Below are 22,311 nucleotides of genomic sequence, written 5' to 3'. Positions count from 1 at the left end.
TTCCAGGGAATTTGGACGACTCAGGATTCCCGCTCGGGTTGAGTTCTGGAAGGCAGGCGCGGGTTGACAGGTGTTACGCGGCACGCATCGCGATCAGCCCTTGCGCTGGCTTTCGCGGACCAGGTCGCGATAGCCCTGTTCGGTCATCCAATGCGCGCGGGCAAGGTGGGCGTCATGGATCGAGCGGCATTGCACGGGATCGCGATCGGGGTCGAGCCCGAACAGAACCCGCACCGCTTCGCGCCAGTCGGCACCGTCGCGCTCGGCGTCCAGCAGCCGCATATAGAGCTTCATATGCTCGCGATCATAGGATGTGAGCGTGTCGCCTGGCGGTGGTTTGTCCAGAAACGCCTGTATTGCCTGTCCCATCAGTTTCTCATCGCCGTCGGTAACGGTTTTGTTAACCATCTCCGATGGGAGATGGCTATCCCTTTTGGGCGAGCACGGGCCGTCGCGGCGGCCGCGACATCACCGTTGCGCGTTGCTGCCTTCGTGAAGAAGCAGCACGCCTTCGCCCTTGTCCGTGGACAGCAGAACGATCCCGGCAGCTTCGAGCGCCCGGCGAACTTCGTCGCGCGTAGATTCATAGACCTCGAGTCCGTTCTCGGATTCGAGGCGCTTGAGCGCGGTAAGCGATACGCGGGCCTTGTCAGCGAGCGTCTCCTGTGTCCAACCCAGCAACGCACGCGCGGCCCGTGACTGTCGGGCGGTGATCATACATGATCACCTCCCATTCGGACCTGCACGCACTCCAGAACTACGACTATTTTAGTCGCTCCATCGCGCCGCGCCAATCTGTTTCTGCGCGAAAACTCCTGATCTTGAGAAAACTGGCCCCGCGGCCTCGCATCTGATTCGGTCGCCGGGGGGGGGCACACCGATGACGTCCTGGGAATACGGCCCGACAGGCCCAGGGAGAGGAGGATGGGTTTGGGAAGGAGGGCGAGGGAACCGTCGCCTCCTTCCCATGGGAGGGTTCAAGGGAGGGGCTTCGGCCCTTCCCTTGGGGAGGTTGTTTGAAGGAGGGGGCTGGCCCCTTCCTTCATGGGGAGAGTTTGAGAGGGGTGGCTTGTCCCCCTTTCATCAGCCCTGGTGGCCGGTCGATCCGGCCATCGGGGCTTGTGACGACGAAGCAAAGACGAGAGGCGGCTTGCGCCGCCTCTCGTCTGGGCCTCAGTCGGCACCGAGTTTGCAGATGACGGACGCAATGTCGTATCCGCCGATCCGGGTAATACGCTGGGCGACGAGGATGCTCACCGCGGTCGGGTCGGCCTCGATGGCCCGGATCGCGTCCTCCATGTCGTCATGGGGACCGAGGTTTTCGATGGGGATCACATCGCCGTCCTCGTCATAGCCGCCATGCAGATACATCGGCGCATTTGCCAGCCGCTCCGCCGCCAGTTCGGCTTCTCGGATGAGGCGGAAGGCAAGTTTCCGCTCGCGCCAGTAGGCTGCGCTGCCACCATCGATGCTGATGATCTTGTGATTATTCATATCATGTCTCCTTTCGCTCTCTGACGGAAGGAGCCTGCACTGTAGCCGCGAGGGGTCAGGGAGCGCGCAGCGACCGCCAGCGGCGGCGAGCGGGGGAGCCGATTTTCTGACGATGCCCTCGGGCATTGGCTGAAAATTGGGGGAACCGCGCAGTCCTTGACGCCGGAGTGGCTGGTGCATGATCCGAAGTCAGAGAGAGAAGAGCCCGCGGCCCCGACCAGGGGCCGCGACAATATTCGGCGCAACGCCAAAGGGGTGGTTTGGAGGGGAACCCCCTCCATGGGTGGGGGAGTTTGAGGGGGCGGGGCTCTGCCCTGACCCCTCATGGGGTGAGTTTGAGAGGGGCGGCTCGCCCCCTCTCATCAGGGCTTCGCGGCCGGTCGATCCGACCGGGGAGCCCCTCTTTGCGGGGGTGATAGGCGCAACCATGAGGAAACCCGGCGGCTTGCGCCGCCGGGCTCCGGGCGTCCCGCTCAGAAGGGGATGTCATCGTCGTCGATGAACTTGCCGTCGTCGTTCTCGGTCTGCTTCGCCCGGCTCAGGAAATCCACCGTCTCGGCGATGACCTCGCAACCGTAGCGGTCAACGCCCGCGGAGTCGGTCCACTTCGAGTAGTGGATGCGGCCACGAACCAGAACCTTCATGCCCTTCTCGCAATACTGCTGGACCGTCTTGCCGAGGCCGTTGAAGCAGGTGATGCGGTGCCATTCCGTGTCCTGGACCCGATAGCCGTTCTCGTCGCGGACGACGCGGCCTTCCGAGTAGCGGGGGCGCGAGGTGGCCAGGGTGAAGTGGGTGATGCCGGTGCCGCCCTGGGTGGTGCGGGTTTCGGGGGCCTGACCGATGTTGCCGGCGAGGATGACGATGTTCTGCATGGGTTTTCTCCGTTGCTTCCTCGGAGGGACCGTCCCTCCGACGAGACCCGGCCAAGGCCGTCGGGAGACTCCCGCAACTGCCGCCCGGCGGCAGCTTGCCCCCAAGGCCCGGAGTGGGGCGGGCAGCCGCGTCCTGCGCGGCAACACGGTCCGGAGCCGCGGGGGTTGCTGGTGGAAACCGAACGGACTTAGGGGATCAGTCAGTCGGAGGGATTGGTGCCTTCAGGAGCGAAACGGAGATGCAAAGCCATTTCCATCGTCATCGCCGGTAGCAGCGGCCCATCAGCCCCTGAACCGGAACCGCCCGGCACCGGACCTGTCCACCCGCCTTCTATTCCCGGCCCGCCCGCGCTCGCCGCCGGAAGGCTATGTCATGCGGGATGAGAACGACGGGGCTATCGGGCTTCCGGGCGCGACAGGGCATCGCTTGGGCTTCGACAGCGCAAGGCCTGGTCCCGCAGCGTTGCGAGAACCGGCATTGAAGGTGTTCGTGGCGGTATTCGCAATACGACGTGCCGATGCAGCAAGGATTAACCGCCATGGCTGTGGGGTCGTCCCGATGACGGATTTCCACGCCGGGCCGCGCGGGCCGGCAGCGATAGAGGCAAGTGCTACGATGATATGACCGCCTGATCATCGTGCGGGCGCCCCAAGCCCGGCGGCGCAGGCCGCCGGGTTTCATGGCGCGTCGGATCGCATCCTTCGCCTCAGCGCGAAAGCACCGCCTCGCCGAGCGCGTTGAGATTGAGCATCGCGGCAATTCCGATAACCAGACCGCCCGCGCCGCAAAGGAGCATCAGCCCGATGCCGGGATCGAGCATGTTCTTCGTGACGCCATGGACGAGCGCATAGCCCGCGACGACGGCCGGCACGGCGAAGAGAGCGAGCGCGGCCAGGCGCAGGACGGGGTTGCGGGCAAAGCCGACGACGACGATCACCAGCGCGATGGAAAGCAGCGCGGCGGCGGCCGCGGCCATACCGGACAGCAGAACGCCGGCCCCGGCGCCCCAGGCATATTGGGCGGCAGAAATGGCGACCATCACCGGCAAGGCATAGATCGCAAGATTATAGGCGATGACGCACATCATGATGGTGAGCAAGATGGCGAGCAGGATCAGGGTCATGGAAACCTCCACATGAACATTGCGGGATCACGTCAGGCTGCCGGGAGATACGCTCCGCCTGCGACTTTGCTGCTTCGCCGGTTCTTCGCAGGCCAATGAGACACCCGACGATCGCGCCCGTCAAGTTATGACCATCGTCGACGCAGCAACATTCCGCCGCGCGCCGTCATTGGACCTCGGCAGTCGGAAAGCTATGATGGACGGATGTGATTTCGTGAGGTGATCGAACAGTTGTCGCGGGTCATGAAAACTCGCGGAAAGCAGAAGCAGGGACGTGATGGCGGACGGCAGGAGGACTTCGGTCACCTATACAAGGGAAATGCTGGAAAGCGCCGTCAAGGCGTTCGTCTGGCGGCGCGGGATCGCCGAACAGAAAGGACTATGGTCTGTCGAAGCCGTGATGATCGCCGCCTTGGCATGGCTGCTCTGGAGCGGCGAACGCGGTTGGCCGATCGGCGTCATCGGCGTCGTCGTGCTACTTCCGCCTTGCCTGATCGTCGGGATGTGGGTCGCGCATTATCGAAACACGGTCGGAAAGTTTCGCCGTATGCCGTCCCGCCAGGCGGATTTTGTTTTCCGCGATGACGGCTTCGAGGTCATATCCGAGCTTGGGGAGGCTCGGCTCCCCTGGTCGACCATCACCGAGATCTGGGAACGTCCCGACTGCTGGATGCTGTTCACGGGGCCGAACCAGTTCATGACGCTGCCGATTGGAACAGTTATGGAAACAGATCGAGAGTTTCTGCGATCCAGGCTATCGTCTGCGGCACGGAGAAAATCGTGAAGGAAGGCTGTCGCAGGTTTCGGGATTTTTGCGACAAAGAAGCTGGTATGAGCGTGAAAAACGATGAAACGAAAATTCCTGTTGAGGCATCCAGAGCACTTTCAATTGTTGAAAACTGCCTTGGGACCTCGCTTCTAGGCGTCTATCTGCATGGCTCGGCGGTGGCTGGTGGTCTGCGGCCAAACAGCGACGTAGATTTACTTGTGATCGTCAGCCGGCCCCTGACACATGCAGATCGCAGGTTCCTCGTGGCCGAGTTATTGAAAGTTTCCGGCCGTTATCCTACCGACGACGCCGGCCGACGTCCTCTTGAGTTGATTGTTTTTCATCGAGCCGACCTCACGGCATCCGCTTATCCAGCTCGCAGCGAGTTCGTTTATGGCGAGTGGTTGCGGGACGCCTTCGAGGCCGGAGAGGTGCCGGAGCCGGTGTCTGATCCCGAACTTACCTTGCTGCTGGCGCAGGCACGGCAGGAGGCGCGAGCATTGATCGGCCCCGATCCCGTCAAGCTGCTGCCGGTCATTCCTGATTCCGACATACGCCGGGCGATTGGGGATGCGCTCCCTGCACTCCTTGGCACATTGGAAGGCGACGAGCGTAACGTCCTGCTGACCCTCGCGCGCATGTGGCGAACGCTGGTCACAGGAGAGTTTGTCCCGAAGGACGTTGCTGCCGAATGGGCTATGCCCCGTTTGGATGCTGACGCGGCCGTGCTGATTTCCCATGCGAGAGGGGTGTATCTCGGCACGGTGGAAGATGACTGGCGCGCATGGAGGCGACAAGTTCGGCAGGTTGCCGACGAGCTGGGTGAGCGCGTGGCGGCTCTCTTGTCGCACAATTCCTAAAACCTGCAACAGATCGGCCACGCCGGAAAATCCCAGCTTCTCGTGTCGCAAGCCTTTGTCGCAGGTGCCACTCCACTTGCGACATGATTTGCGACAAGGACCGACTGGCGAGAGCGCCCGTTCGGTCCGCATAGCAGACGGCACTGATCGGACGCCAAGTGCCAGACGGCGGGGCTTACGCCCCACCGTCGAACTTCATGACCGGGATGCCGAGCTTGCGGGCCTTGTCGGCGAGGTTCTCCTGGATTCCGGTACCGGGGAAGACGAGGACACCGACCGGCAACACGTCCAGCATGGCATCGTTACGCTTGAAGGGCGCGGCCTTGGCGTGTTTCGTCCAGTCGGGCCGGAAGGCGACCTGGGGCACCTTGCGGTGATCGGCCCAGCGGGAGGCGATCAATTCCGCGCCCCTCGGCGAGCCGCCATGCAGCAAGACCATCTCCGGATGTTTCGCATGGACCTGGTCGAGCCTCGCCCAGATCAGATGGTGGTCGTTGAAATCGGCGCCGCCGGTCAGGGCCACCTTCGGGCCGGCAGGCAGCATCACCTCGGTCTCGGCCCGACGCTTCGCGGCAAGGAAGTCGCGGCTGTCGATCATCGCGGCGGTCAGGTTGCGATGGTTGACCATCGAGCCGCTTCGCGGCCGCCAGGCGCTGCCGGTGTGGTGCTCGAAAGCCTCGGCGGCGAGGTCGCGGAAGAGTTCCATGCTGGCGCGCCGCTCGATCAGGGTCTGTCCCTCGGCCGTGAGGCGTTCGAGTTCGACGCTCTTGACCTCGCTGCCGTCCTGTTCCCGCTGCATCCGGCGCTGCGCCTGCTCGTTGTCGTCGAGATCGCGTTCCACCCGGCCGGTGGCGCGATGGAAGAGATTGACGGTCCCCCAGAGCAGCTCTTCGAGATCGGGCTCGAGGCGGGTGTCGCCAAGCGTCGAGACGAGAGCGTCGAAGATGTCGGTGACGGCGGCGGCGACGGTATTGCCCTCGGGCAGCGGCCTCGGATCGGGTTCGTCCTGGAACGGGTGCCAGCCGTAGAGCTGGAGTTCGGAGAGGGCGTGATCGGTCTGGGAGGAGCTGTGGAGCGGCTCGTCGCCTGCGGAATAGGTTTCGTTCGTCATCGGGAGCGTCCTTCGTCTGGAGACCGCGCCCATCGCGGCCTTCGCAGGCGTCGAAGCGCACGGGCGGGACGGGTTGGCAGCCCTCGCCCGCTCCGCGAGGGCCTTGATGGCCGGGTGCGGCTAATTTGCCTTTCGCGATGCAAAGGCGGCGCAGCCGCCGGCGGAAATTAGCCGGACGCGGCCATTGCCTGCCCGTCCCGCTTGTGCGCCGATCGCCCTCTCCGAAGGCCGTGGGTGCGGGACTCTCCGACGAAGGATGCTCCTGGCGATGACCTGAGACCGAAACCGGCAGGGGGCGAAGCTGGGCCGCGCCTCCGGGACCGATCACGCCCTCACCCTTCCATGAAACGGCGGACGTCTTCGGGATGAAGCTGATCCGTCAAGGCCGCCCGGAGGGCATCGGCGCCGTGGCGTCGCAGATCATCGTTGAAATCGCCCTCGCGCGGCGTGAGCGACATCGCCTCGATCCCGAGGCTCGCTGCTCTGGCAACCAGGCCGTCTCTTGCACCGTCCCCGGCCGGGTCGCGATCCCTGACGACATAGAGCCGGCGCAGGCTCAGTGGGAACAGGATGGCGGCGAGGTGAGCGGCCGAAAGCGCCGCCAGCATCGGCAAGCGGGGCAGAACCTGACGGGGCGACAGCACGGTCTCGATGCCCTCGCCGGCGGCGAGAACCTCAGCGGCGGTGCCGAAGCGGACAGCGTGGCCGAGAAGGTCGCCCATTGCCCGACGCGGTGTCTCGACAGCCGCCTTGCCGGAACCGTCCGGGGCGAGCCAGGTGCGATGCGCGCCGGTCTGGTGGCCGGCAAGATCGGTGACGGCGGCAACGAGTGCCGGCCTGATCTCGGTGGGCGAATGCTCGTCGGGCCTGTAATAGCACCTGGGATGGTAGCGCAGCGCGGTAGTGCCCGAGAGGGATGTGATCGCCCGCCCGCGCAGGTAGGTCTCCGCAAGGGTGCCGCAGATCGGCTGCGCCATGGCGAAGAGGCGGCGCGACGCTTCAGGCGAACCGGGCGCGCTGCTGGATGTGCTGCCGGTCGGCATCCTCGTCGACTCCGGTTCGGGATGCGGGAGCGCGAGGAAACGGCGCGCTTCCTCGGCCACGTCTCTGAAGTCGACCAGACCGAGCGCCTCGCGGATGACGTCGAGCAGATCGCCATGCTCCCCGGTCGATGCGTCGGTCCATTTGCCAGCTGCGCCCTTGCCCGAGGCAGGACCGGTAAGACGGACGAACATGGACCGGCCGGGATTGTTCTGGACGTCGCCGACCAGCCAGTATCGCCCGGCGCGATGACCGGACGACAGGTAGTGACGGCAGACCGCCTCGGCCTCCCGGCCGAGACGGATCGCCAGTTCGGATGCGTCGTGACGAGGCATCAGGCCGCCTCCCGCTCGCCGATCCGCTCGACCGGCCAGCGGTCGAAGAGCTTGGCGAGGATCGCCGGGCCGCTGGCATCGACCGGCACGAACATGCGCAGCTTCCAGGAGATGATCTCGTGGAAGAGACCATAGGCCGTGAGCCGCTGTCGCATGGTGTCGGTGAAACCCGACAGCTCGATCCGGTTTGCCCCCATGACGCGGACCCGGCGAAGCTGGAGGCCCTCGGCGAGGTCGAGGATGGTCCGACCTTCCAGCAGCGCCGCGAAAGCGTCGTCCGGCGTGACCGAGTTGATGCCGGTCTCGGTCGCATTGGCCGCCCAGGCCGGGGAGACCTTGCGACCGATGATGCGCTCGCCCGCGTCAGACTGGAGCCGATAGACGCGGGTGGAGTCGTTCGGCAGCCGCTTCCAGATCGGCAGCAGGAGCCCCGTCACCATATGCAGGGTGGACTCGGCAAACTCCGGCACCTCCGCGAGTTCCGCCTGCCAGACGGTAGCGAAGGCATCCCTGTCGGCTTCGACCCAATGGGTCTCGCCCATCATCCTGACCGGGACATTCTGCGCTTCCATCGGCCGGATCAGGCGGACGCGGCGCTCGATCTCGCCATCGTCCAGCATGACGCTGGTGGTCGGGATCTGCACTGCGGCGCGCCCTGAGCGCTCGTTAATCAGCAGCTTCGCGCGCGGATCGTCGAGTTCCGCCAGGGCGGCGTCGAGCGTCACCGGGTGGTTGCGCCTGCGCTCGGTGATGGTCAGCAGGCTGGTTTCCGCCCCTGTGCGCGGGTGCGTGTAGATCACCTGCCGATCCGCCACCACGAAGCTCTCGGCGCGCAAAGTCTCCAGCCCGGCGTCATAGGTGCCCGAGGCGATGGCACCTTCGATCCTTGCGGTCAGAAGCTGCTCGAAGGTGGTGAACAGGATACCCTGAAGCTCGATGGTCAGCGCCAGCAGCCGGTTGAGGAAGGTGGTGATGGCGGGCAGATCGTCCTTGATGCCGTTCGAGTCCATCAGCTTCAGCCCGGTGGCGGATTCGAACCGCTCCAAGCTGCATCCCTCGACCTTGCCGCGCACCAGCAGCAGGTAGAGCTGGCGCAGTGCATCGCGTGCATACTGCGATTCCAGGTTGTCCTCGGGCCGGAACAGGCCCTGGCCGCCGGTCTGGCGCTGGCCGCGCGTGATCGCGCCCAGCGTGTCGAGACGGCGGGCGATGGTCGAGAGGAACCGCTTTTCCGCCTTCACATTGGTCGAGATCGGCCGGAACAGCGGCGGCTGCGCCTGATTGGTGCGGTGGGTGCGGCCGAGGCCCTGGATGGCGGCATCGGCCTTCCAACCCGCTTCGAGGAGATAGTGGACCCGCAGGCGGGTGTTCTTCGCCGAAAGCTCGGCATGATAGCTGCGGCCGGTGCCGCCCGCGTCGGAAAAAACCAGCACGCGCTTGCCATCGTCCATGAAGGCCTGAGTTTCCGCGAGGTTCGCCGAACCAGCACGGTTCTCCACGACGAGGCGATCAATGGTCACGCCGCGCTTGCGGACGATACGGCGCGAGCGCCCCGTCACCTCGGCCACCGTGTCGGTTCCGAAATGCTGGATGATCTGGTCCAGCGCGCCGGGGACCGGCGGCAGCGATGCCAGACTGGCAATCATCTCGTCGCGCCCGGCTACGGCTTCGCGGCTCTCGACCGGCTGGCCGTCGCGATAGACCGGGCGCGAGGACAGGTTTCCTTCGCTGTCGGTGAAGGGCTCGTAGAGCTGCACCGGGAAGGAATGAGCGAGGTAATCCAGGACATACTCGCGAGGCGACAAATCCATTTTCAGATCACCCCATTCCTCGGTGGGGATCTCCGCCAGACGCCGTTCCATCAGCGCCTCGCCGGTCGAAACGATCTGGATGACCGAGGAATGACCCGCTTCCAGATCGGCCGTGATAGACCGGATGAGCGTCGGGGTTTTCATGCTCGTCAACAGGTGCCCAAAAAAGCGCTGCTTGGCGCTCTCGAAGGCCGAGCGGGCGGCGGATTTGGCTTGCCGGTTCAGCGTGCCGGAACCGCCATCGCCGCCGGTGATATTGGCGGCCTGCATCGCAGCGTCCAGGTTGTTGTGAATCACGGAAAAAGCATCGGCATAGCTGTTGTAGATGCGGATCTGCTCCGGCGTCAGTTCGTGGTCGAGCAATTCATATTCGACGCCTTTGAACGACAGCGACCGGGCAGTGTAGAGGCCGAGCGCCCGCAGGTCGCGGGCCAGCACCTCCATCGCCGCAACGCCCCCGGCCTCGATCGCCTCGATAAACTCGGCGCGGGTCTGGAACGGGAAATCCTCGCCGCCCCAGAGGCCGAGCCGCTGCGCATAGGCGAGATTGTGGACGGTGGTGGCGCCGGTGGCCGAGACATAGACGACACGGGCATTCGGCAGCGCGTGCTGAATGCGCAGGCCCGCGCGTCCCTGCTGGCTGGCGGCGACATCGCCGCGTTCTCCCTTTCCGCCGGCGGCGTTCTGCATCTGGTGGGCCTCGTCGAAAATCACCACCCCATCGAAGTCCTTGCCCAACCATTCGACGATCTGTTTGACCCTGGAAACCCTTTCTCCGCGGTCGTCGGAGCGCAGCGTGGCGTAGGTTAGAAATAGGATGCCTTCGTGCAGCGTGATGGGTTTCCCCTGCGGGAATCGCGACAGCGGCGTGACCAGCAGCCGCTCCATGCCAAGCGCCGACCAGTCGCGCTGCGCATCTTCCAGCAGCTTGTCGGACTTCGAGATCCAGACCGCCTTGCGGCGCCCCTGCATCCAGTTGTCGAGGATGATGGTGGCGGATTCCCGGCCCTTGCCGACGCCGGTGCCGTCGCCGACCATGAAGCCCTGCCGGAAGCGGATGGCGCCCTTGCCGTCTTCCGGCGCAGCGGCGAGAGTGTCGAGCGTGTCATCGACCGTCCAGCCTCCGGCGAGAAATCCGCCATGGGCCTCGCCGGCATAGATCACGGTTTCCAACTGCGCCTCGGACAGCTTGCCGAGAATGTCGGCGGGCAGCGTGGGGCGATAGGTGGGCTTCGGGGGCGCGATGCTCGCCATCGAGGCGGACTGCACGAGTTGGGTCGGATGCGCCTGCGCCCCGGCGATGCGGATGGTCTGAAGCCCGTAGTCCTCATAGATCGCATCCGACAGGCGACCGCCCTCGGCCGGCTCCCAATCCACGGTCTCGTAGGTGAGCGGCACACCCTCCGGCTCGGCCAGAGGCGCGGCGGGCGCAGCCATCGCGTTCCGGTTGACATAGCCGCGCACAGTGCGGGGCGCCGGGGGGCGAGGAGCCGATGGGGCGGCCGGCACGGCAACGTCGGGATCGACAGGCCGCCGGGCCGGAAGCTCCGCCAGCCAGCCGATCAGCGTGGCCACGTCCGGGGCGACACCTGGCGCGGCCGGAAACACCGCCGCATCTTCGGCGGGCAGCTTGTCGATGACGGTCAGCCGTGTGTCGATGGTGGTGCCGTGCTTGGCATAGACCGACCCATCGACGGCAGCGGAGAAGACCACGCGGCCGCGTTCCTGCAACCGGGTCCAGGAGGCGGTCCATGCCGGATTGTCGGGGGCGAAGCTGGCGCCGGTGATGGTGACGAGCCGCCCGCCGGGCGCAAGGCGCGCCAGCGCCGAGGCGACATGGCGGAAGGCGGCATCAGCCATCCGGCCCTCGACATTCGCCATGACCGAGAAGGGCGGGTTCATCAGCACCACCGTCGGGACAAGGCCGGGATCGAGGTGATCGTCGATCTGGGCGGCGTCGAAGCGGGTGACGGACAGGGCCGGAAAGAGGGAGGAGAGCAGGCCGGCACGAGCCTCGGCCAACTCGTTGAGGAGCAGCGTGCCGCCCGCGATCTCGGCCAGGATGGCGAGGAGCCCGGTTCCGGCCGAGGGCTCCAGCACCCGGTCGGCGGGCGTGATCGCCGCCGCCGTGACTGCCGCGAAGCCGAGCGGGATCGGGGTGGAGAACTGCTGAAAGGTTTGGGCTTCCTCCGAGCGGCGCGTATGCGTCGGCAGAAGCCCTGCGATCTTGCCGAGTTGCGGCAGGATCGCCGTCGGAGATCCGGCTTTACGGAAAAGCGCAGTGCCGTATTTGCGCAGAAACAGGACCGTCGCCGCCTCGCAGGCGTCGTAGGCGGTCTTCCAGGTCCATGCGCCAGTCGCGTCGGAAGCGCCGAAGGCGGCTTCCATGGCATTGCGCAAGGTGGCGGCGTCGACACGCTGACCGCGCTCCAGATGCGGCAGCAGCAGACCGGCAGCGGTGAAGACGCAGGCTGCGGTCTCAGGGTCATGGTCGAGCGGAAGCGGCGCGGTGGCGGATGCCGCCGCGGATGCGGAAATCATGTTCATCGGGGGATTCCTCGGGAGAGCGGAAAGAGACCGAGCCGCGCGGCGCTCTCTCTCGACCGCACCGGCTCAAATCCCTTCAGGCCGCTCTCTCCCTCTCAGTCCGTGGCGGGAGCGGGCATGAGACAAGCGCCCGGCCGTCAGGCGGGGCGCTTGTCGGGATCAGCCGAAGCGGCGTCCGGCTTTGGTGAAGGTGTAGTCGTTGGCGGCGATGGCCTCGTCGATGGCTTCATCCGAGGTCAGGTAGTCGTATTCGCGCTCAAGCTGGCGATAGAGCCAGCGGGCCATCTCAGGGTCATTCTGCCCATATCGGCGAGTTTGTGACCGTTCATTACCCGTACCATCCGCTCTTCGGGAGGCGGGTGCGATGCGAAGGCGTCGATAGATCCCGGAACGGTGCGATGGCGCGGATTGAAGCCGCACCGGGTCATGTAGTTATCATAGCGACCTGGATGCTGGACCCGGTCGCCTGTGTGGGTATGGCGATTGGCGAGCCGCAGGTTTCGCTTGGTGCCCTTGTTGAACTCGCCGAATTTCTGGCCGCGCATCGCGCAAGGGTAAGCTCCTCGACTGTAGGTACAGTCCTGGAGATTCCCCCCGATGAAACGATCGACACCCATTCCGCCCGAAAGATCGCGCCAAGTCGCTATGGCGTTCGATTCCCACAAGATGCTCGGCATGAGCCCGAGGCAGCGCGAAGCAGTCCTGGTGGCACTGGCGAACCTGCTGATGGAGGCGACCGAAGCCACCAGGAAGGAGGAGCCGCATGAACGCGCTTAGCCCTCTTCCGCCGGCGATCCTGAAGCGCAAAGCCGTCGTTTATGTGCGGCAGTCGACACAAAGTCAGGTCCTGCACAATCTTGAAAGCCAGCGAAGCCAGTACGACCTCGTGAACACGGCTCGACGTCATGGATTCCAGCATGTCGAGGTCATCGACGATGATCTTGGGCGCTCTGCCAGTGGCGCTGTCGCCCGCCCGGGATTCGAGCGTCTTGTCGCCTGGCTTTGCGCTGGAGACGTGGGCGCAGTGCTTTGCCTCGACGCTTCGCGCCTCGCCCGAAACGGGCGTGACTGGCACCACTTGCTGGAACTTTGCGGTCTGGCCGACGCCCGGGTCATCGACCAGGACGGCGTCTACAATCCCTGCTCACCCAATGATCGTCTGTTGCTCGGCATGAAGGGAACGATCAGCGAGTTCGAACTCGGCATTCTACGGGCGCGTATGCTCGAGGCCGCCCGGTCAAAGGCCAAGCGGGGCGAACTGCGCATCAATGTGCCCATCGGCTATATTTGGCACCGCGATGCGGGCCTTGGATTCGATCCCGATCTGCGTGTGCAGGAGGCCATCCGCCTGATCTTCAGCCGCTTCCGGGAGCTAAAGAGCGGCCGCCAGGTCCTGTTGTCGCTGACGCAGGACAAGCTCTCGTTCCCGCGCCCGTCCGAAGGGCGATACATGACCTCATTCGATTGGACACCAGTCCGGTATCGCAACGTCATCTCGGTGCTCAAGAATCCCTTTTACGCCGGCATCTATGCCTATGGGAAAAGCGGGCCCCGCGCCGAGATCGTCGATGGGCGAGCCCACAAATCCTACGGTCATGGCAAACCTATGGAAGAATGGGAGATCTTCCTGAAGGACCACCATGAGGGTTACATCGGCTGGGAAGAATATGAGCGCAATCTGGCCCACCTGGCGGCCAATGCGCACGGTCGGAAAGGCGGTGCCAAGTCTGGGCGCGGCGGTCGCGCGCTGCTCTCTGGCTTGATGTCCTGCGCGCGATGCGGCTGCCGTATCACGGTCACTTATCCCGGCCAGGCCCTGAGCCCGGTCTACCGTTGCGACTACATGAACACGATGCTTGGTCACGACCGGTGTCTTCATTTTGGCGGGTCGCGGATCGACGCCGCGATCGCCGCAGAGATCCTTCGCGTGGTTCAGCCCATTGCGGTAGAAGCAGCGAGGGAGGCGGAACGAATGCTGACAAAGGCCAGCGAAGAACGGCGACGCGCTGCAGAACTCGACCTGCAAAAGGCGCAATATGAGGCTGGGCTTGCCGAGCGCCGCTATGCGGCCTGCGATCCCGAGAACCGGCTTATTGCAGCAACGCTTGAACGGAACTGGGAGGCGACCCTGCAGCGTCTCGAGGCGTGCAAAATGCGCGTTGACGTCGGTGAGGCCCCCATCGTCCCAGTGGCACCGCCTGACCTTGAGGGCTTGGCTGAAGACATGGCCGCTGTCTGGAATGCAGCTGGCGTCAGCGCGCGGACGCGCCAACGCCTTGTGCGCACGCTGATCAAGGACATTGTCGCGGACGTCGATGAACAAAGGCGAGAGGTGATCCTGACCATCCACTGGCAAGGTGGCCAACACTCCCAGCTGCGCGTCAAGAAGCCCAAACCCGGCCAGCACGGCCACGTGACTTCCGACGATGCCTTGACCCTGATCCGATCCATGGCAGGGCGGTGGAGCGACAGTCACATTGCTGCGACGCTCAACCGAATGAGCCTGCGCACAGGGCGCGATCACAGTTGGACTGCGAAGCGCGTCTCCTCCACCCGGAAGATCAATGGCATTCGAGCCTACGCGTCAGCCGACAAGCAGAGCGGTTGGCTGACCATGGGTGAGGCGGCAGCGAAACTGAGGGTGTCACACCATGTCATCCGCTGGTTAATAAGGGAGAAAATCCTGCCAGCTGAACAGGTTATGCGGCACGCGCCACATCAGATAAGACTCATTGACCTTGAAAGCGATGCGGTTGCCGAAGCCCTGAAGCACCGAAATGCCCCGTGTCGCGACCCTCGGCAAACGACACTCCCAATGATTACAAACACTTAGAATGAGGTGCATAATGAATCGTTGTCGGCAAGATCGCGCAGCGCTTCGGTCACGATCTCTTCGGCATCGGCGGTCATGTCCTGCCAGGTCGGGCTGTCGCGCTCGACCGCGATCGCCATGCAATATTCGTGGTAGTAATGGCCGCGATGTGTTGCCTCGGCGCGAAGCTGGTAGAAATTGCGCCGCTGGACGCTCTGAAGGGCATCGGCGATGCCGTGCAGAATCCTGTCCTGCGGGGCATAGGACCGGATCTCGGCCGTGGCGTTTTTCCGGTAGGAGTAGAGGCATTCGAACGACGCGCCGTCCCCTTGCGACCAGAAGCCCGAGAAGAAGATGCGCGGCTCCTGACGCGACCCGCCGCCCATAAGACGAACATTGCGGGTCTTGAAGCGGATGCCGAGGATTTCCGCGATCTGCTGGAAATCCTCATAGACGGCATCATACCAGTCGTAGTCGAAGCCTCCCTCGCGATACCAGGCGCGGGCCTTGTCCTTTGCCTCGCCGGAAAGCTCGTCGAGCCGATAGACGGTGGTTTCGATGATCTCAGGCACAGGGGTCGCCTCCGTCGAGAACGATCTCCAGCCAACTGCTGCTGAAGATCCAGTCCACGGTCTCGCCGGTGGCGAGATCGAGAACATGCGCGCCGCCGCCGAAGGCGTTCACCCGCGCCTGTGAGCAGGTGGTTGCGTATTGGAATCCCCACAATCCGGTCAGGCCGAACGCGGCGGCGCAGCGTTTGACGAACTGGATGACGTGCTCGGGATCGCCGGTTTCGTCGTCGCGCATCCAGAGCTGCGTGCCGCCATGCTCGGGCTGGATCGAGAGCAGGAAACCCTCGGACGGTGGGTCTTCGGCAGCGTTTTGCTCGGACAGTGCATTGTAGAGGTCGAGCGCGCGGGCCGCGTTCTCGGGCGTGCCCACATCGAGCAGGCAGGAGAAATGGGTGAAATAGTTGGCCATGTCAGGCTCCTGAAATGAGAAAACCCGGCGCAAGGCCGGGCAAAGTGGATAGGAAAGTTGCAGAGGAATCAGGCGGCTTGCGGCAGCCGCAGAAGTTCTGCGGCGGTCTCGCGCCAGAAAGGATCGACCAGCCGGGCCTCGAGCAGGCTGGCCCGGTAGCGGTGATCGCGGGCGGATGCCGCATCGCCGCGCCCGGATGCCGCGAAGGCCACGCCGCGCAGCCGGCTGGCGTCGGTGACGACCCGGCGGGCCTCGGCATCGGACGCGACAGGTTGCTGCCAGAGGACGATCCCGGCCCGGACCTCTCCGGCGAGAACCAGGCCCTTGTCACTGTCCTGAATGGCCATGATGCGCGGGCGGAAACGCAGCGTATCGTCCGAGCTGAGGCGGACGTCGCAGCGCGCGACGCGCTGGCTGGCGACGGTCATGGCGTCTTCCGGGGATGGACACTCGCCGATGACGACCGAGCAGTCGAAACCGTCGGCATCACCGAGACCATCGTAACGGGCGGTGCCAATGCAGGAGATGTGCAGGGGCAGCCTCTGGGCGCGGTGCAGCCGGGGCAGCATATCGCGCGCGACGATTTCGCCGATGGGAGCGAACGTAGTTTGGCGGGATATGGTCATGGGGAATACTCCGCGACGGATGGCGGAAGCCTCTCTCCCGCCTGCAACCCGTCACGGCCAATCCGGCCCGCACTCTCACTCTCCTTCTGTGGCGGTGGATCAGCACCACGGTTCCCGGCGTCCGGTCCAGGTTCGAGCCAGCCCTTCGCCGACGAGAATATCGCCGACGTCACGGCCTTGGACGCGGATCGCGGCTAGGGTCCGGCCATAGCGGTCCGCGCCCTGACGCAGGATTTCAACGCGCCGCCCATGCAGGAGGTCGGCGAGCCTGGTCTTCGCTTGCAGCGCGCGATCGGATTCAGAGGCGCATTGCCCCTCGATCTCGGGGGCATCGATGTTGAAGATCCGAACCGCTTCCGCTTGCCGCGTCGTGCCCAGGCGGATGGAGTCTCCATCCCAAACCCGGATTTCGGCCGGTTCGCAGGATGCCGTGCAGAGCAGAACGGAAACGACGATGTGGCTGAGCATGGCAAAAGGCTTTCATCTTGAAGGAGCGAAATCGTCGTGATCGCCGACAGTTCTTTCCGATGCGAGCCGGGATCGCAATGCGGACCGGCACGCAAGCGGCAATTGGCGGCGATTGACGGCAGAAGGCCCGGCTGCGCCTGGGCACCGGGCCGTCGGGGTGAGGCGCTTTCGCGCCTCAGCTCCACGGATCGAGCTCCAACTCCACCATCTCCTCGTCGCCGTCGAACTCGGCGGCGGGGCAAGCGCCGTGGGTTCCATCCCCGGCCTGGAACACGACGATCTCGACCATCAGCGTGGTGGCGAGGCTGGCGGCGAAGGCGGTGGCATCTGCATAAGACATGGGTTCCGGCTCCTGTCTTTGGAGGCGGGGGACCATCCCCCGCGCGACAGGCGCCCGAAGTGTCTGATCGGATCTGCAATCACCCTCGCGCGTTCGGGCATATGTCCCGAATCCGCGAGGGCGGCACGCGCGCGTAGCCGACCCCCTGCGGGTTGACTGCAAAGAGACGGATCGGACCAAGGTTTGCGAATGGAAGCGGGGGTGGTGTTTTGCCTCTGACAGGATGCCCGATACCCGTCGCAGATGCTCCGCCGCGCCAGCCTTACCGCCATGCAGGTATCAGGATCGTGTTTCAGGCCGGGGGCGGAACAGAAGTGCCCGCCGAACGCGATGGCGGCCTCATGGTCGATGATGCGACGATCGCCGTGATGCCGCGCGCCGGCTAGTGACGGTCCTGGTGACCGCCCTGGATGTTGAGCCGCTCGCATAATGTGTCGATCGCGTCTGGATCGAGTCCGGGATGCGCGCCGCCATTGGTGAGGATGTCCCGAAGCAATGGCGCGAGACTGTCGGTCTCGATGGCCCGCTGCAACAGCCGGAGGCCGGTGAGAACGGCATCGCGCTCGGCGGCCGTAGCGGCGAGTGACAGATGTTCTTGTGCATCCTCGCCACGATCCGGCCGGGGATCGCCGTCCCGTCCCTGCGGATCGGGACCACGCGCACCGGCGAGGATCGCCTCGCCAAGCCCCACGGCCTGTTCCGCGCGCTCGACCCATTCTTCCGAAGAGGCGCGGCCGGCGCGCACATCGGCAAGCATCATCTTGAGAAGCCCGAGCAGGGTCTCGAAATGCCCGGCCTTGCGCTGAACCGTCTCCTCGAACTGCGCGGGAACCGGGAGCGCGGAACCGGACCAGGCGGCATCCGCACCGTCCCAGATGCCGGTGACAAAGGTTTCTTCGGCGCTATCGTGATCGAGCGATCCGGCCGCCCAGTCTTCGTCCTCGACGGCCAGGCGGCAGGCTTGCGCGACCGTCGCGGCCCGGTAGGTGCGACGCCGGTAGACCGGCAGGTGATACATGGTTTCGATGGTATAGTCGGGCATATCGGCCTCCTGAAACGATGAAGCCCGGCGCGATGGCCGGGCGGGACGGTGTGAGCGATGGGAAAAGACGCGCCCCGCTGCATGGCAGGGCGCGTATGGCGGTCAGTCGATGGCCGCGAAGATCGCCCGCGCCTCGGGGTGACGGGTCGAATAGTCGTAGAGCCGATGATAGCCGTCGACGAGGCGGTCGGACTCATAGCGGAACGACAGGTGGGAGAAGGTAAAGAGCGTGGCGATGATCCCGGCGGCCTCGGCCGAAACCTCGCCACTATATTCGGTGATCTGGTTGTCGATCCGGAAACGCGGTCGGGAGGTCGGCGCCATGAACAGCGGCTGGCCCGCATATTCGTAGAAGTTCCAGAAGCCGCCGCCATAGTCGCTCGGGCTGAGACGCTCCATGAAGCTATAGACGGCGTTCTCGGCGACGATCAGCAGGGGAAGCCCGAAAAGGGAGGGCAGAAACCGCTCGCGGTCATCCTCGGGCACGATCGACGCGGTATGATGATCGGTTGTGGGCATTGTCATGGTCGAGGTCTCCTGAGAGCGGAAGGGGACAGTGAGGCCGGATGCCGCTCTCTCCACCTGTCCGGACCTCGCCCAATCCCTTCCGTCCTCTGCCTCTCACATCTCCCAAAGCCCATCGGCGATTTCGCGCGCGATCATGGCGCGGGCCTTCATCATCACATCGTCGCCGGAGGTGTCGATATGGCCGTAGAACCGTGCTCGGGCGCCATGCGCGTGCCAGTCGGCGTAGCGGCAATATTCACGGGCATCGAGCCGAAAGGCGCGCATGTCCTCGGCCCAATGCGGTTTCGGCTCCACGACGACGGTGATGCCACCCTGCGTTTCCTCCCACGGAAGCGAACGCTCCGAGGGAGGATTGCGGCGATCGTCGGCGAAGATCTCATCGACCGTCATCATGTCGTGCCTCCGTGCCCGGTGCCCGGAACGGGGCTTGCCGGATCGGTGGGCTCGTGACGGCTGCCCTCGATCTCACAGGTCATTGTCGAGAAGAACTCGTCGCGCTCCAGCATCCGCTCGAAATATTCCGCGCCGATCTCATCCTCGGGCGGTGGATCGTCATCGAACTCGTGGTGCCACCATTCTCTGGCGATGCGGGTGCGCCATGCCTGGGCTTGGGCCGCGTCGAGGAAGACACGAACATCCGTGCCATGACGATGCTCATAGATAGCGACATGGACGGTTTGCGGAACGGGGCGGCAGCGGGTGTGATCGGAAATGGACAGCATGGTCATTGTCTCCTGAAACAAAACGGCCCGCCGTCCTGCGACGGCGGGCCAGATGGATGTCGAAAGCAGGCGTCACGCGGCGGCACGACCCTCGATCGCGGCGGCGCTCACCTCATCGGCGGTGATCTCCTCCAGACGGGCGCGGCTGTATCCTTTGCTGGCCAGCCAGAGTTCGGCCGCCTCGCGATCCTCGGCGAGGTGCAGCATCTCGACATTCTCGCCGACGTCTTGCAGGACGCGGACCTGACCGATCTTGGGGCGCTCGATCACCCGGAAGCTCAGATCGCTGTCGATGCCGTAGCTGCGCATGACGGTGATCAGGATGATACCGCCTTCGCCGAAATCGCCCTCATGCAGGGTGAAGGACGGCGGGGTCGTATAGGTCGGACGCTCGCGGCCCGGTTCCTTGCGCACGAGACGGCCGACGCCATTGCGGGATTTCCACGCAGCCAGCTTTTTGGTGAAGCGCGCGGGCGGCTTGGGCTGGCCGTCGCTATAGGCGACGAGCGAGCCGAGCGGCGCGATGTCGAAGATGAGGGATGCGGACATGGTTCTGGTCTCCTGAAACGAAAACGGCCCGGCGGAATGCCGGGCCTTGAGGTGGAAGGGATGGAAGGCGGGGCGACCGAAGCCACCCCGCGCGGGGGCTGTCACTCGGCGGCTGCGAGGGCCACCGGATCGTCGGCGGCCGCGTCATCGTCGTCGCCGGCGAGGAAGGCCGGCAGCACAGCAGCGTCGTCCTCCTGGTCGACCCCGCCATCCACGGCCTGCGTCTCCATGGCGGGGCGCAGAGGCTCCGGCAGCCAGCCGGTCTCGGCCAGAAGCCGCTCGGCCTCCTTGGCCATGTCGCCCTTCTTCAGGTGGTCGATGAGCTGGGCAGCCCTTTCGCCGACGCCTTCGCGCACCGCCTCGACGATCCGCGGCTTGGTTACGCGGCCGAGATAGTTTCCGACGGTCGGCCGCCAGCCCACCGCCACCATGTCGAGCCCGGTCGCCCGCGCCAGCCGTTCGGCCTGGGACAGGCGCACGTCGAGACCGTGCTGGCTGACGCCCATGCCACTATAGGGATTGGGCTTCTCGTGCAGGGCGTTGACGCCGAAGCTGACGCAATGGGCGAGCAGCTCCATGCGGGTGTCGTCGTCCTGATCTGCGAGCCAGTCCCAGAGCGCCGCATCGTCGGCAGGGATGTGATCGCCCCAGCGTTCATGCCGATCCTGGATGGACTTCGCCGAGGCGCTTTCGCCCAGATCCTCGGCTTGTGCCGGGAAGTGAACCTCCCGGACATGGGCCTCCAGGCACCCCTTGGTGGAATGCGGCAGGAAGCAATCCGTGACCAGCCGATGCAGCAGCGCCGTCATGGCGACATGCGGGTTCATCGCCACCGCATCCCGAAGCGCAAGGGTGCGATGCGCGGTCAGTTCGCTGACGAGGCGATCGGGCAGCGGCCGGATGGTCTCAACCTCTTCGTCCTCGCCGGTCTCAGGCGCGGCCCCACCCACGGTGATGACGGCGCGCTGGACGCTGCCGTCCGCGCTGCCTTCGGCAGATGCACCATCGGCATCATCGCCTTCCTGGCCTTCCACCGCCTCGTCTTCGGGGCGGACATAGCCACGCTCGACGGCAAGCTGGCCGTCATGGCGGATGCTGACGAAGACACCGGCACGGGCCATCTGATCCGCGTCGTAGACCATTGGCCGGGATTCCAGGGCGTCCAGCGCTTCCTCGATCTCGCCGAGGCGCGCATCCACCTCGTCGGGGAATTCGTCGGCCTGGGCATATTCTGCCTCCAGCGCGTCGAACTCGTCCCGCAGCTTCTCGCGTTCCGCGCGCTCCTCGTCGGTCAGGTCGATGGTGGTGCCGGCCAGACGGCGCAAGCCGCTGGTGTGGCCGTAGGGGAAGTCCACCGCGATCTCGATCCACTTCCAGCCTTCGTCGGCGATGGTCTCCGCCTCGGCCTTCAGCTTCTCGCCGGCCAGCCGGTCGAGCAGCACCGGGTCCTGAAGCCAGCCGCCATCGTCCTGCTGAAATAGATCGCGCAGCACATAGCCGCCGGCCGCCTCATAGGCATCGATGCCGACGAAGAGCGCCCGCTTGTCGGAGGCGCGCACCGTGGTTTCGGTGAGCAGGCGGCGAATATAGTAAGGTTCCTTCTGCCAGCCGTCCCGGATCGCATCCCAGACCTGTTCCTGACGAGTGTGATCCTCCGAGACGGTGAAGGCCATGAGCTGTTCCAGCGTCATGCCATCCTCGGCATAGACATCGAGCAGCACGGGCGAGACCGAGACCAGGCGAAGGCGCTGCTTGACCACCTTGGCATCGACGAAGAAGGCGGCGGCGATTTCCTCCTCGCTCATGCCCTTCTCGCGCAGCACCTGGAAGGCGCGGAACTGATCGAGCGGATGCAGCGGCGCACGTTCGATATTCTCGGCAAGCGAGACCTCGTCGATCAGGATGTCGTCTCCGGTGTCCGAAACGACGCAGGGCACCGGCGCGGTCTTGTTGAGGCGCTTCTGCTTGACCAGCAGTTCCAGCGCCCGATAGCGCCGGCCGCCGGCAGGCACCTCGAAGAGGCCGGTCTCCTTGCCCTCCGCGTCGAGCTCGGGGCGGACATGCAGGGACTGGATCAGCCCGCGCCGGGCGATGGACTCGGCCAGTTCCTCGACCGAGACGCCGGCCTTCACGCGCCGGACATTGGACTGGCTGAGCACCAGCTTGTTGAAGGGAATGTCGCGCGAGGACGACAGGGTGATCTTCTGCGTGGCAGTGGCCATCTGGGTTACTCCGCGACGGGCGCCGAGAGCCTCTCTCTCAGCCTCCAACCCGTC

The 22,311-nt window shown here is 65.0% G+C and carries 24 protein-coding genes and 1 pseudogene; 5 read left to right on the top strand and 20 right to left on the bottom strand.

Annotated elements, in window-relative coordinates:
• Positions 1–93: 93 nt before the first annotated feature.
• From HNR59_RS19260 to HNR59_RS19240, 5 genes are all read right to left on the bottom strand, one after another.
• Positions 94–369: a DNA -binding domain-containing protein gene (locus HNR59_RS19260; protein ID WP_183832695.1), complete on the bottom strand. Its 276-nt coding sequence runs from the start codon at positions 367–369 to the stop codon at positions 94–96.
• A gap of 99 nt (positions 370–468) precedes the next feature.
• Complete coding sequence (locus tag HNR59_RS19255; RefSeq protein ID WP_183832693.1) at positions 469–717, bottom strand: helix-turn-helix domain-containing protein; 249 nt, start codon at positions 715–717, stop codon at positions 469–471.
• Between the two features lie 456 nt (positions 718–1,173).
• Positions 1,174–1,494, bottom strand: coding sequence for a hypothetical protein (locus HNR59_RS19250; protein ID WP_183832677.1), 321 nt, complete (start codon positions 1,492–1,494; stop codon positions 1,174–1,176).
• 473 nt (positions 1,495–1,967) lie between these two features.
• The gene (locus tag HNR59_RS19245; RefSeq protein WP_183832675.1) at positions 1,968–2,369 is read right to left on the bottom strand and encodes a single-stranded DNA-binding protein; all 402 of its coding nucleotides are present in this window, start codon (positions 2,367–2,369) and stop codon (positions 1,968–1,970) included.
• Between the two features lie 707 nt (positions 2,370–3,076).
• Entirely contained in the window at positions 3,077–3,493 is a 417-nt protein-coding gene (locus HNR59_RS19240) for a hypothetical protein (protein ID WP_183832673.1), read from the bottom strand.
• A 277-nt stretch (positions 3,494–3,770) separates the two neighbouring features.
• Between HNR59_RS19240 and HNR59_RS19235 the strand changes: the two genes are divergently transcribed.
• A complete protein-coding gene (locus HNR59_RS19235) occupies positions 3,771–4,277 on the top strand; it encodes a YcxB family protein (protein WP_183832671.1) in 507 nt (168 codons plus the stop codon).
• Positions 4,278–4,324: 47 nt separating this feature from the next.
• Positions 4,325–5,122: an aminoglycoside adenylyltransferase family protein gene (locus HNR59_RS19230; RefSeq protein WP_183832847.1), complete on the top strand. Its 798-nt coding sequence runs from the start codon at positions 4,325–4,327 to the stop codon at positions 5,120–5,122.
• 175 nt (positions 5,123–5,297) lie between these two features.
• Here the strand turns inward: HNR59_RS19230 and HNR59_RS19225 are convergent, their stop codons facing one another.
• The 4 genes and pseudogenes from HNR59_RS19225 to HNR59_RS19210 all read right to left on the bottom strand — a co-directional run.
• On the bottom strand, positions 5,298–6,233 hold the full coding sequence (locus HNR59_RS19225) for a DUF2493 domain-containing protein (protein ID WP_183832670.1): 936 nt from the start codon (positions 6,231–6,233) through the stop codon (positions 5,298–5,300).
• A 332-nt stretch (positions 6,234–6,565) separates the two neighbouring features.
• On the bottom strand, positions 6,566–7,609 hold the full coding sequence (locus HNR59_RS19220; protein WP_183832669.1) for a DUF7146 domain-containing protein: 1,044 nt from the start codon (positions 7,607–7,609) through the stop codon (positions 6,566–6,568).
• Positions 7,609–11,967 carry a strawberry notch family protein gene (locus tag HNR59_RS19215; RefSeq protein WP_183832668.1) on the bottom strand — a complete coding sequence of 1,453 codons (4,359 nt, stop codon included), beginning with the start codon at positions 11,965–11,967 and terminating at the stop codon, positions 7,609–7,611. Before HNR59_RS19215 ends, HNR59_RS19220 begins: the two co-directional genes overlap by 1 nt.
• A 159-nt stretch (positions 11,968–12,126) precedes the next feature.
• Positions 12,127–12,255: pseudogene (locus tag HNR59_RS19210) on the bottom strand (antitoxin of toxin-antitoxin stability system); the annotation flags it as partial.
• A 309-nt stretch (positions 12,256–12,564) separates the two neighbouring features.
• Here HNR59_RS19210 and HNR59_RS19205 point away from each other — a divergent pair.
• Complete coding sequence (locus HNR59_RS19205; protein ID WP_183832667.1) at positions 12,565–12,744, top strand: hypothetical protein; 180 nt, start codon at positions 12,565–12,567, stop codon at positions 12,742–12,744.
• Complete coding sequence (locus HNR59_RS19200; RefSeq protein ID WP_183832666.1) at positions 12,731–14,800, top strand: recombinase family protein; 2,070 nt, start codon at positions 12,731–12,733, stop codon at positions 14,798–14,800. Before HNR59_RS19205 ends, HNR59_RS19200 begins: the two co-directional genes overlap by 14 nt.
• Here the strand turns inward: HNR59_RS19200 and HNR59_RS19195 are convergent.
• The 5 genes from HNR59_RS19195 to HNR59_RS19175 all read right to left on the bottom strand — a co-directional run bounded on the left by HNR59_RS19195 (position 14,797) and on the right by HNR59_RS19175 (position 17,194).
• Positions 14,797–15,351 carry an antitoxin of toxin-antitoxin stability system gene (locus HNR59_RS19195; RefSeq protein WP_343060871.1) on the bottom strand — a complete coding sequence of 185 codons (555 nt, stop codon included), beginning with the start codon at positions 15,349–15,351 and terminating at the stop codon, positions 14,797–14,799. The genes HNR59_RS19200 and HNR59_RS19195 overlap by 4 nt on opposite strands.
• Positions 15,344–15,760, bottom strand: coding sequence for a hypothetical protein (locus HNR59_RS19190; RefSeq protein WP_183832665.1), 417 nt, complete (start codon positions 15,758–15,760; stop codon positions 15,344–15,346). Before HNR59_RS19190 ends, HNR59_RS19195 begins: the two co-directional genes overlap by 8 nt.
• A 68-nt stretch (positions 15,761–15,828) precedes the next feature.
• On the bottom strand, positions 15,829–16,386 hold the full coding sequence (locus HNR59_RS19185) for a hypothetical protein (protein ID WP_183832664.1): 558 nt from the start codon (positions 16,384–16,386) through the stop codon (positions 15,829–15,831).
• 99 nt (positions 16,387–16,485) lie between these two features.
• A complete protein-coding gene (locus tag HNR59_RS19180) occupies positions 16,486–16,854 on the bottom strand; it encodes a thermonuclease family protein (protein WP_183832663.1) in 369 nt (122 codons plus the stop codon).
• 175 nt (positions 16,855–17,029) lie between these two features.
• A complete protein-coding gene (locus tag HNR59_RS19175; RefSeq protein WP_166435462.1) occupies positions 17,030–17,194 on the bottom strand; it encodes a hypothetical protein in 165 nt (54 codons plus the stop codon).
• A gap of 209 nt (positions 17,195–17,403) precedes the next feature.
• Here HNR59_RS19175 and HNR59_RS19170 point away from each other — a divergent pair, with 209 nt between their 5' ends.
• On the top strand, positions 17,404–17,580 hold the full coding sequence (locus HNR59_RS19170; protein WP_183832662.1) for a hypothetical protein: 177 nt from the start codon (positions 17,404–17,406) through the stop codon (positions 17,578–17,580).
• Here HNR59_RS19170 and HNR59_RS20850 read toward each other — a convergent pair.
• From HNR59_RS20850 to HNR59_RS19140, 6 genes are all read right to left on the bottom strand, one after another.
• Positions 17,577–18,236 carry a hypothetical protein gene (locus HNR59_RS20850; protein WP_246374865.1) on the bottom strand — a complete coding sequence of 220 codons (660 nt, stop codon included), beginning with the start codon at positions 18,234–18,236 and terminating at the stop codon, positions 17,577–17,579. The genes HNR59_RS19170 and HNR59_RS20850 overlap by 4 nt on opposite strands.
• A 102-nt stretch (positions 18,237–18,338) precedes the next feature.
• Positions 18,339–18,761, bottom strand: a complete 423-nt coding sequence (locus tag HNR59_RS19160) for an antirestriction protein (protein ID WP_183832661.1) — start codon at positions 18,759–18,761, stop codon at positions 18,339–18,341.
• 96 nt (positions 18,762–18,857) lie between these two features.
• Entirely contained in the window at positions 18,858–19,157 is a 300-nt protein-coding gene (locus HNR59_RS19155) for a hypothetical protein (protein WP_183832660.1), read from the bottom strand.
• On the bottom strand, positions 19,154–19,486 hold the full coding sequence (locus HNR59_RS19150; RefSeq protein WP_210307458.1) for a hypothetical protein: 333 nt from the start codon (positions 19,484–19,486) through the stop codon (positions 19,154–19,156). The genes HNR59_RS19155 and HNR59_RS19150 overlap by 4 nt, the downstream gene beginning before the upstream one ends.
• A 72-nt stretch (positions 19,487–19,558) precedes the next feature.
• Positions 19,559–20,035, bottom strand: a complete 477-nt coding sequence (locus HNR59_RS19145) for a hypothetical protein (protein ID WP_183832658.1) — start codon at positions 20,033–20,035, stop codon at positions 19,559–19,561.
• Positions 20,036–20,136: 101 nt separating this feature from the next.
• Entirely contained in the window at positions 20,137–22,257 is a 2,121-nt protein-coding gene (locus HNR59_RS19140) for a ParB/RepB/Spo0J family partition protein (protein ID WP_183832657.1), read from the bottom strand.
• Between the last annotated feature and the right edge of the window lie 54 nt (positions 22,258–22,311).

The sequence above is a fragment of the Aquamicrobium lusatiense genome, from assembly GCF_014201615.1.
Taxonomy (GTDB): Bacteria; Pseudomonadota; Alphaproteobacteria; order Rhizobiales; family Rhizobiaceae; genus Mesorhizobium; species Mesorhizobium lusatiense.
The sequence above is the reverse complement of the archived record's forward strand: the minus strand, read 5'-3'. Positions and strand labels throughout refer to the sequence as shown.

Bases quoted from the DNA above. Each gene is read 5' to 3' on its own strand.
- HNR59_RS19260 (WP_183832695.1), bottom strand. From the start codon at position 369: ATGGGACAGGCAATACAGGCGTTTCTGGACAAACCACCGCCAGGCGAC.
- HNR59_RS19255 (WP_183832693.1), bottom strand. From the start codon at position 717: ATGATCACCGCCCGACAGTCACGGGCCGCGCGTGCGTTGCTGGGTTGG.
- HNR59_RS19250 (WP_183832677.1), bottom strand. From the start codon at position 1,494: ATGAATAATCACAAGATCATCAGCATCGATGGTGGCAGCGCAGCCTAC.
- HNR59_RS19245 (WP_183832675.1), bottom strand. From the start codon at position 2,369: ATGCAGAACATCGTCATCCTCGCCGGCAACATCGGTCAGGCCCCCGAA.
- HNR59_RS19240 (WP_183832673.1), bottom strand. From the start codon at position 3,493: ATGACCCTGATCCTGCTCGCCATCTTGCTCACCATCATGATGTGCGTC.
- HNR59_RS19235 (WP_183832671.1), top strand. From the start codon at position 3,771: ATGGCGGACGGCAGGAGGACTTCGGTCACCTATACAAGGGAAATGCTG.
- HNR59_RS19230 (WP_183832847.1), top strand. From the start codon at position 4,325: ATGAGCGTGAAAAACGATGAAACGAAAATTCCTGTTGAGGCATCCAGA.
- HNR59_RS19225 (WP_183832670.1), bottom strand. From the start codon at position 6,233: ATGACGAACGAAACCTATTCCGCAGGCGACGAGCCGCTCCACAGCTCC.
- HNR59_RS19220 (WP_183832669.1), bottom strand. From the start codon at position 7,609: ATGCCTCGTCACGACGCATCCGAACTGGCGATCCGTCTCGGCCGGGAG.
- HNR59_RS19215 (WP_183832668.1), bottom strand. From the start codon at position 11,967: ATGAACATGATTTCCGCATCCGCGGCGGCATCCGCCACCGCGCCGCTT.
- HNR59_RS19205 (WP_183832667.1), top strand. From the start codon at position 12,565: ATGAAACGATCGACACCCATTCCGCCCGAAAGATCGCGCCAAGTCGCT.
- HNR59_RS19200 (WP_183832666.1), top strand. From the start codon at position 12,731: ATGAACGCGCTTAGCCCTCTTCCGCCGGCGATCCTGAAGCGCAAAGCC.
- HNR59_RS19190 (WP_183832665.1), bottom strand. From the start codon at position 15,760: ATGGCCAACTATTTCACCCATTTCTCCTGCCTGCTCGATGTGGGCACG.
- HNR59_RS19185 (WP_183832664.1), bottom strand. From the start codon at position 16,386: ATGACCATATCCCGCCAAACTACGTTCGCTCCCATCGGCGAAATCGTC.
- HNR59_RS19180 (WP_183832663.1), bottom strand. From the start codon at position 16,854: ATGCTCAGCCACATCGTCGTTTCCGTTCTGCTCTGCACGGCATCCTGC.
- HNR59_RS19175 (WP_166435462.1), bottom strand. From the start codon at position 17,194: ATGTCTTATGCAGATGCCACCGCCTTCGCCGCCAGCCTCGCCACCACG.
- HNR59_RS20850 (WP_246374865.1), bottom strand. From the start codon at position 18,236: ATGCCCGACTATACCATCGAAACCATGTATCACCTGCCGGTCTACCGG.
- HNR59_RS19160 (WP_183832661.1), bottom strand. From the start codon at position 18,761: ATGACAATGCCCACAACCGATCATCATACCGCGTCGATCGTGCCCGAG.
- HNR59_RS19155 (WP_183832660.1), bottom strand. From the start codon at position 19,157: ATGATGACGGTCGATGAGATCTTCGCCGACGATCGCCGCAATCCTCCC.
- HNR59_RS19150 (WP_210307458.1), bottom strand. From the start codon at position 19,486: ATGCTGTCCATTTCCGATCACACCCGCTGCCGCCCCGTTCCGCAAACC.
- HNR59_RS19145 (WP_183832658.1), bottom strand. From the start codon at position 20,035: ATGTCCGCATCCCTCATCTTCGACATCGCGCCGCTCGGCTCGCTCGTC.
- HNR59_RS19140 (WP_183832657.1), bottom strand. From the start codon at position 22,257: ATGGCCACTGCCACGCAGAAGATCACCCTGTCGTCCTCGCGCGACATT.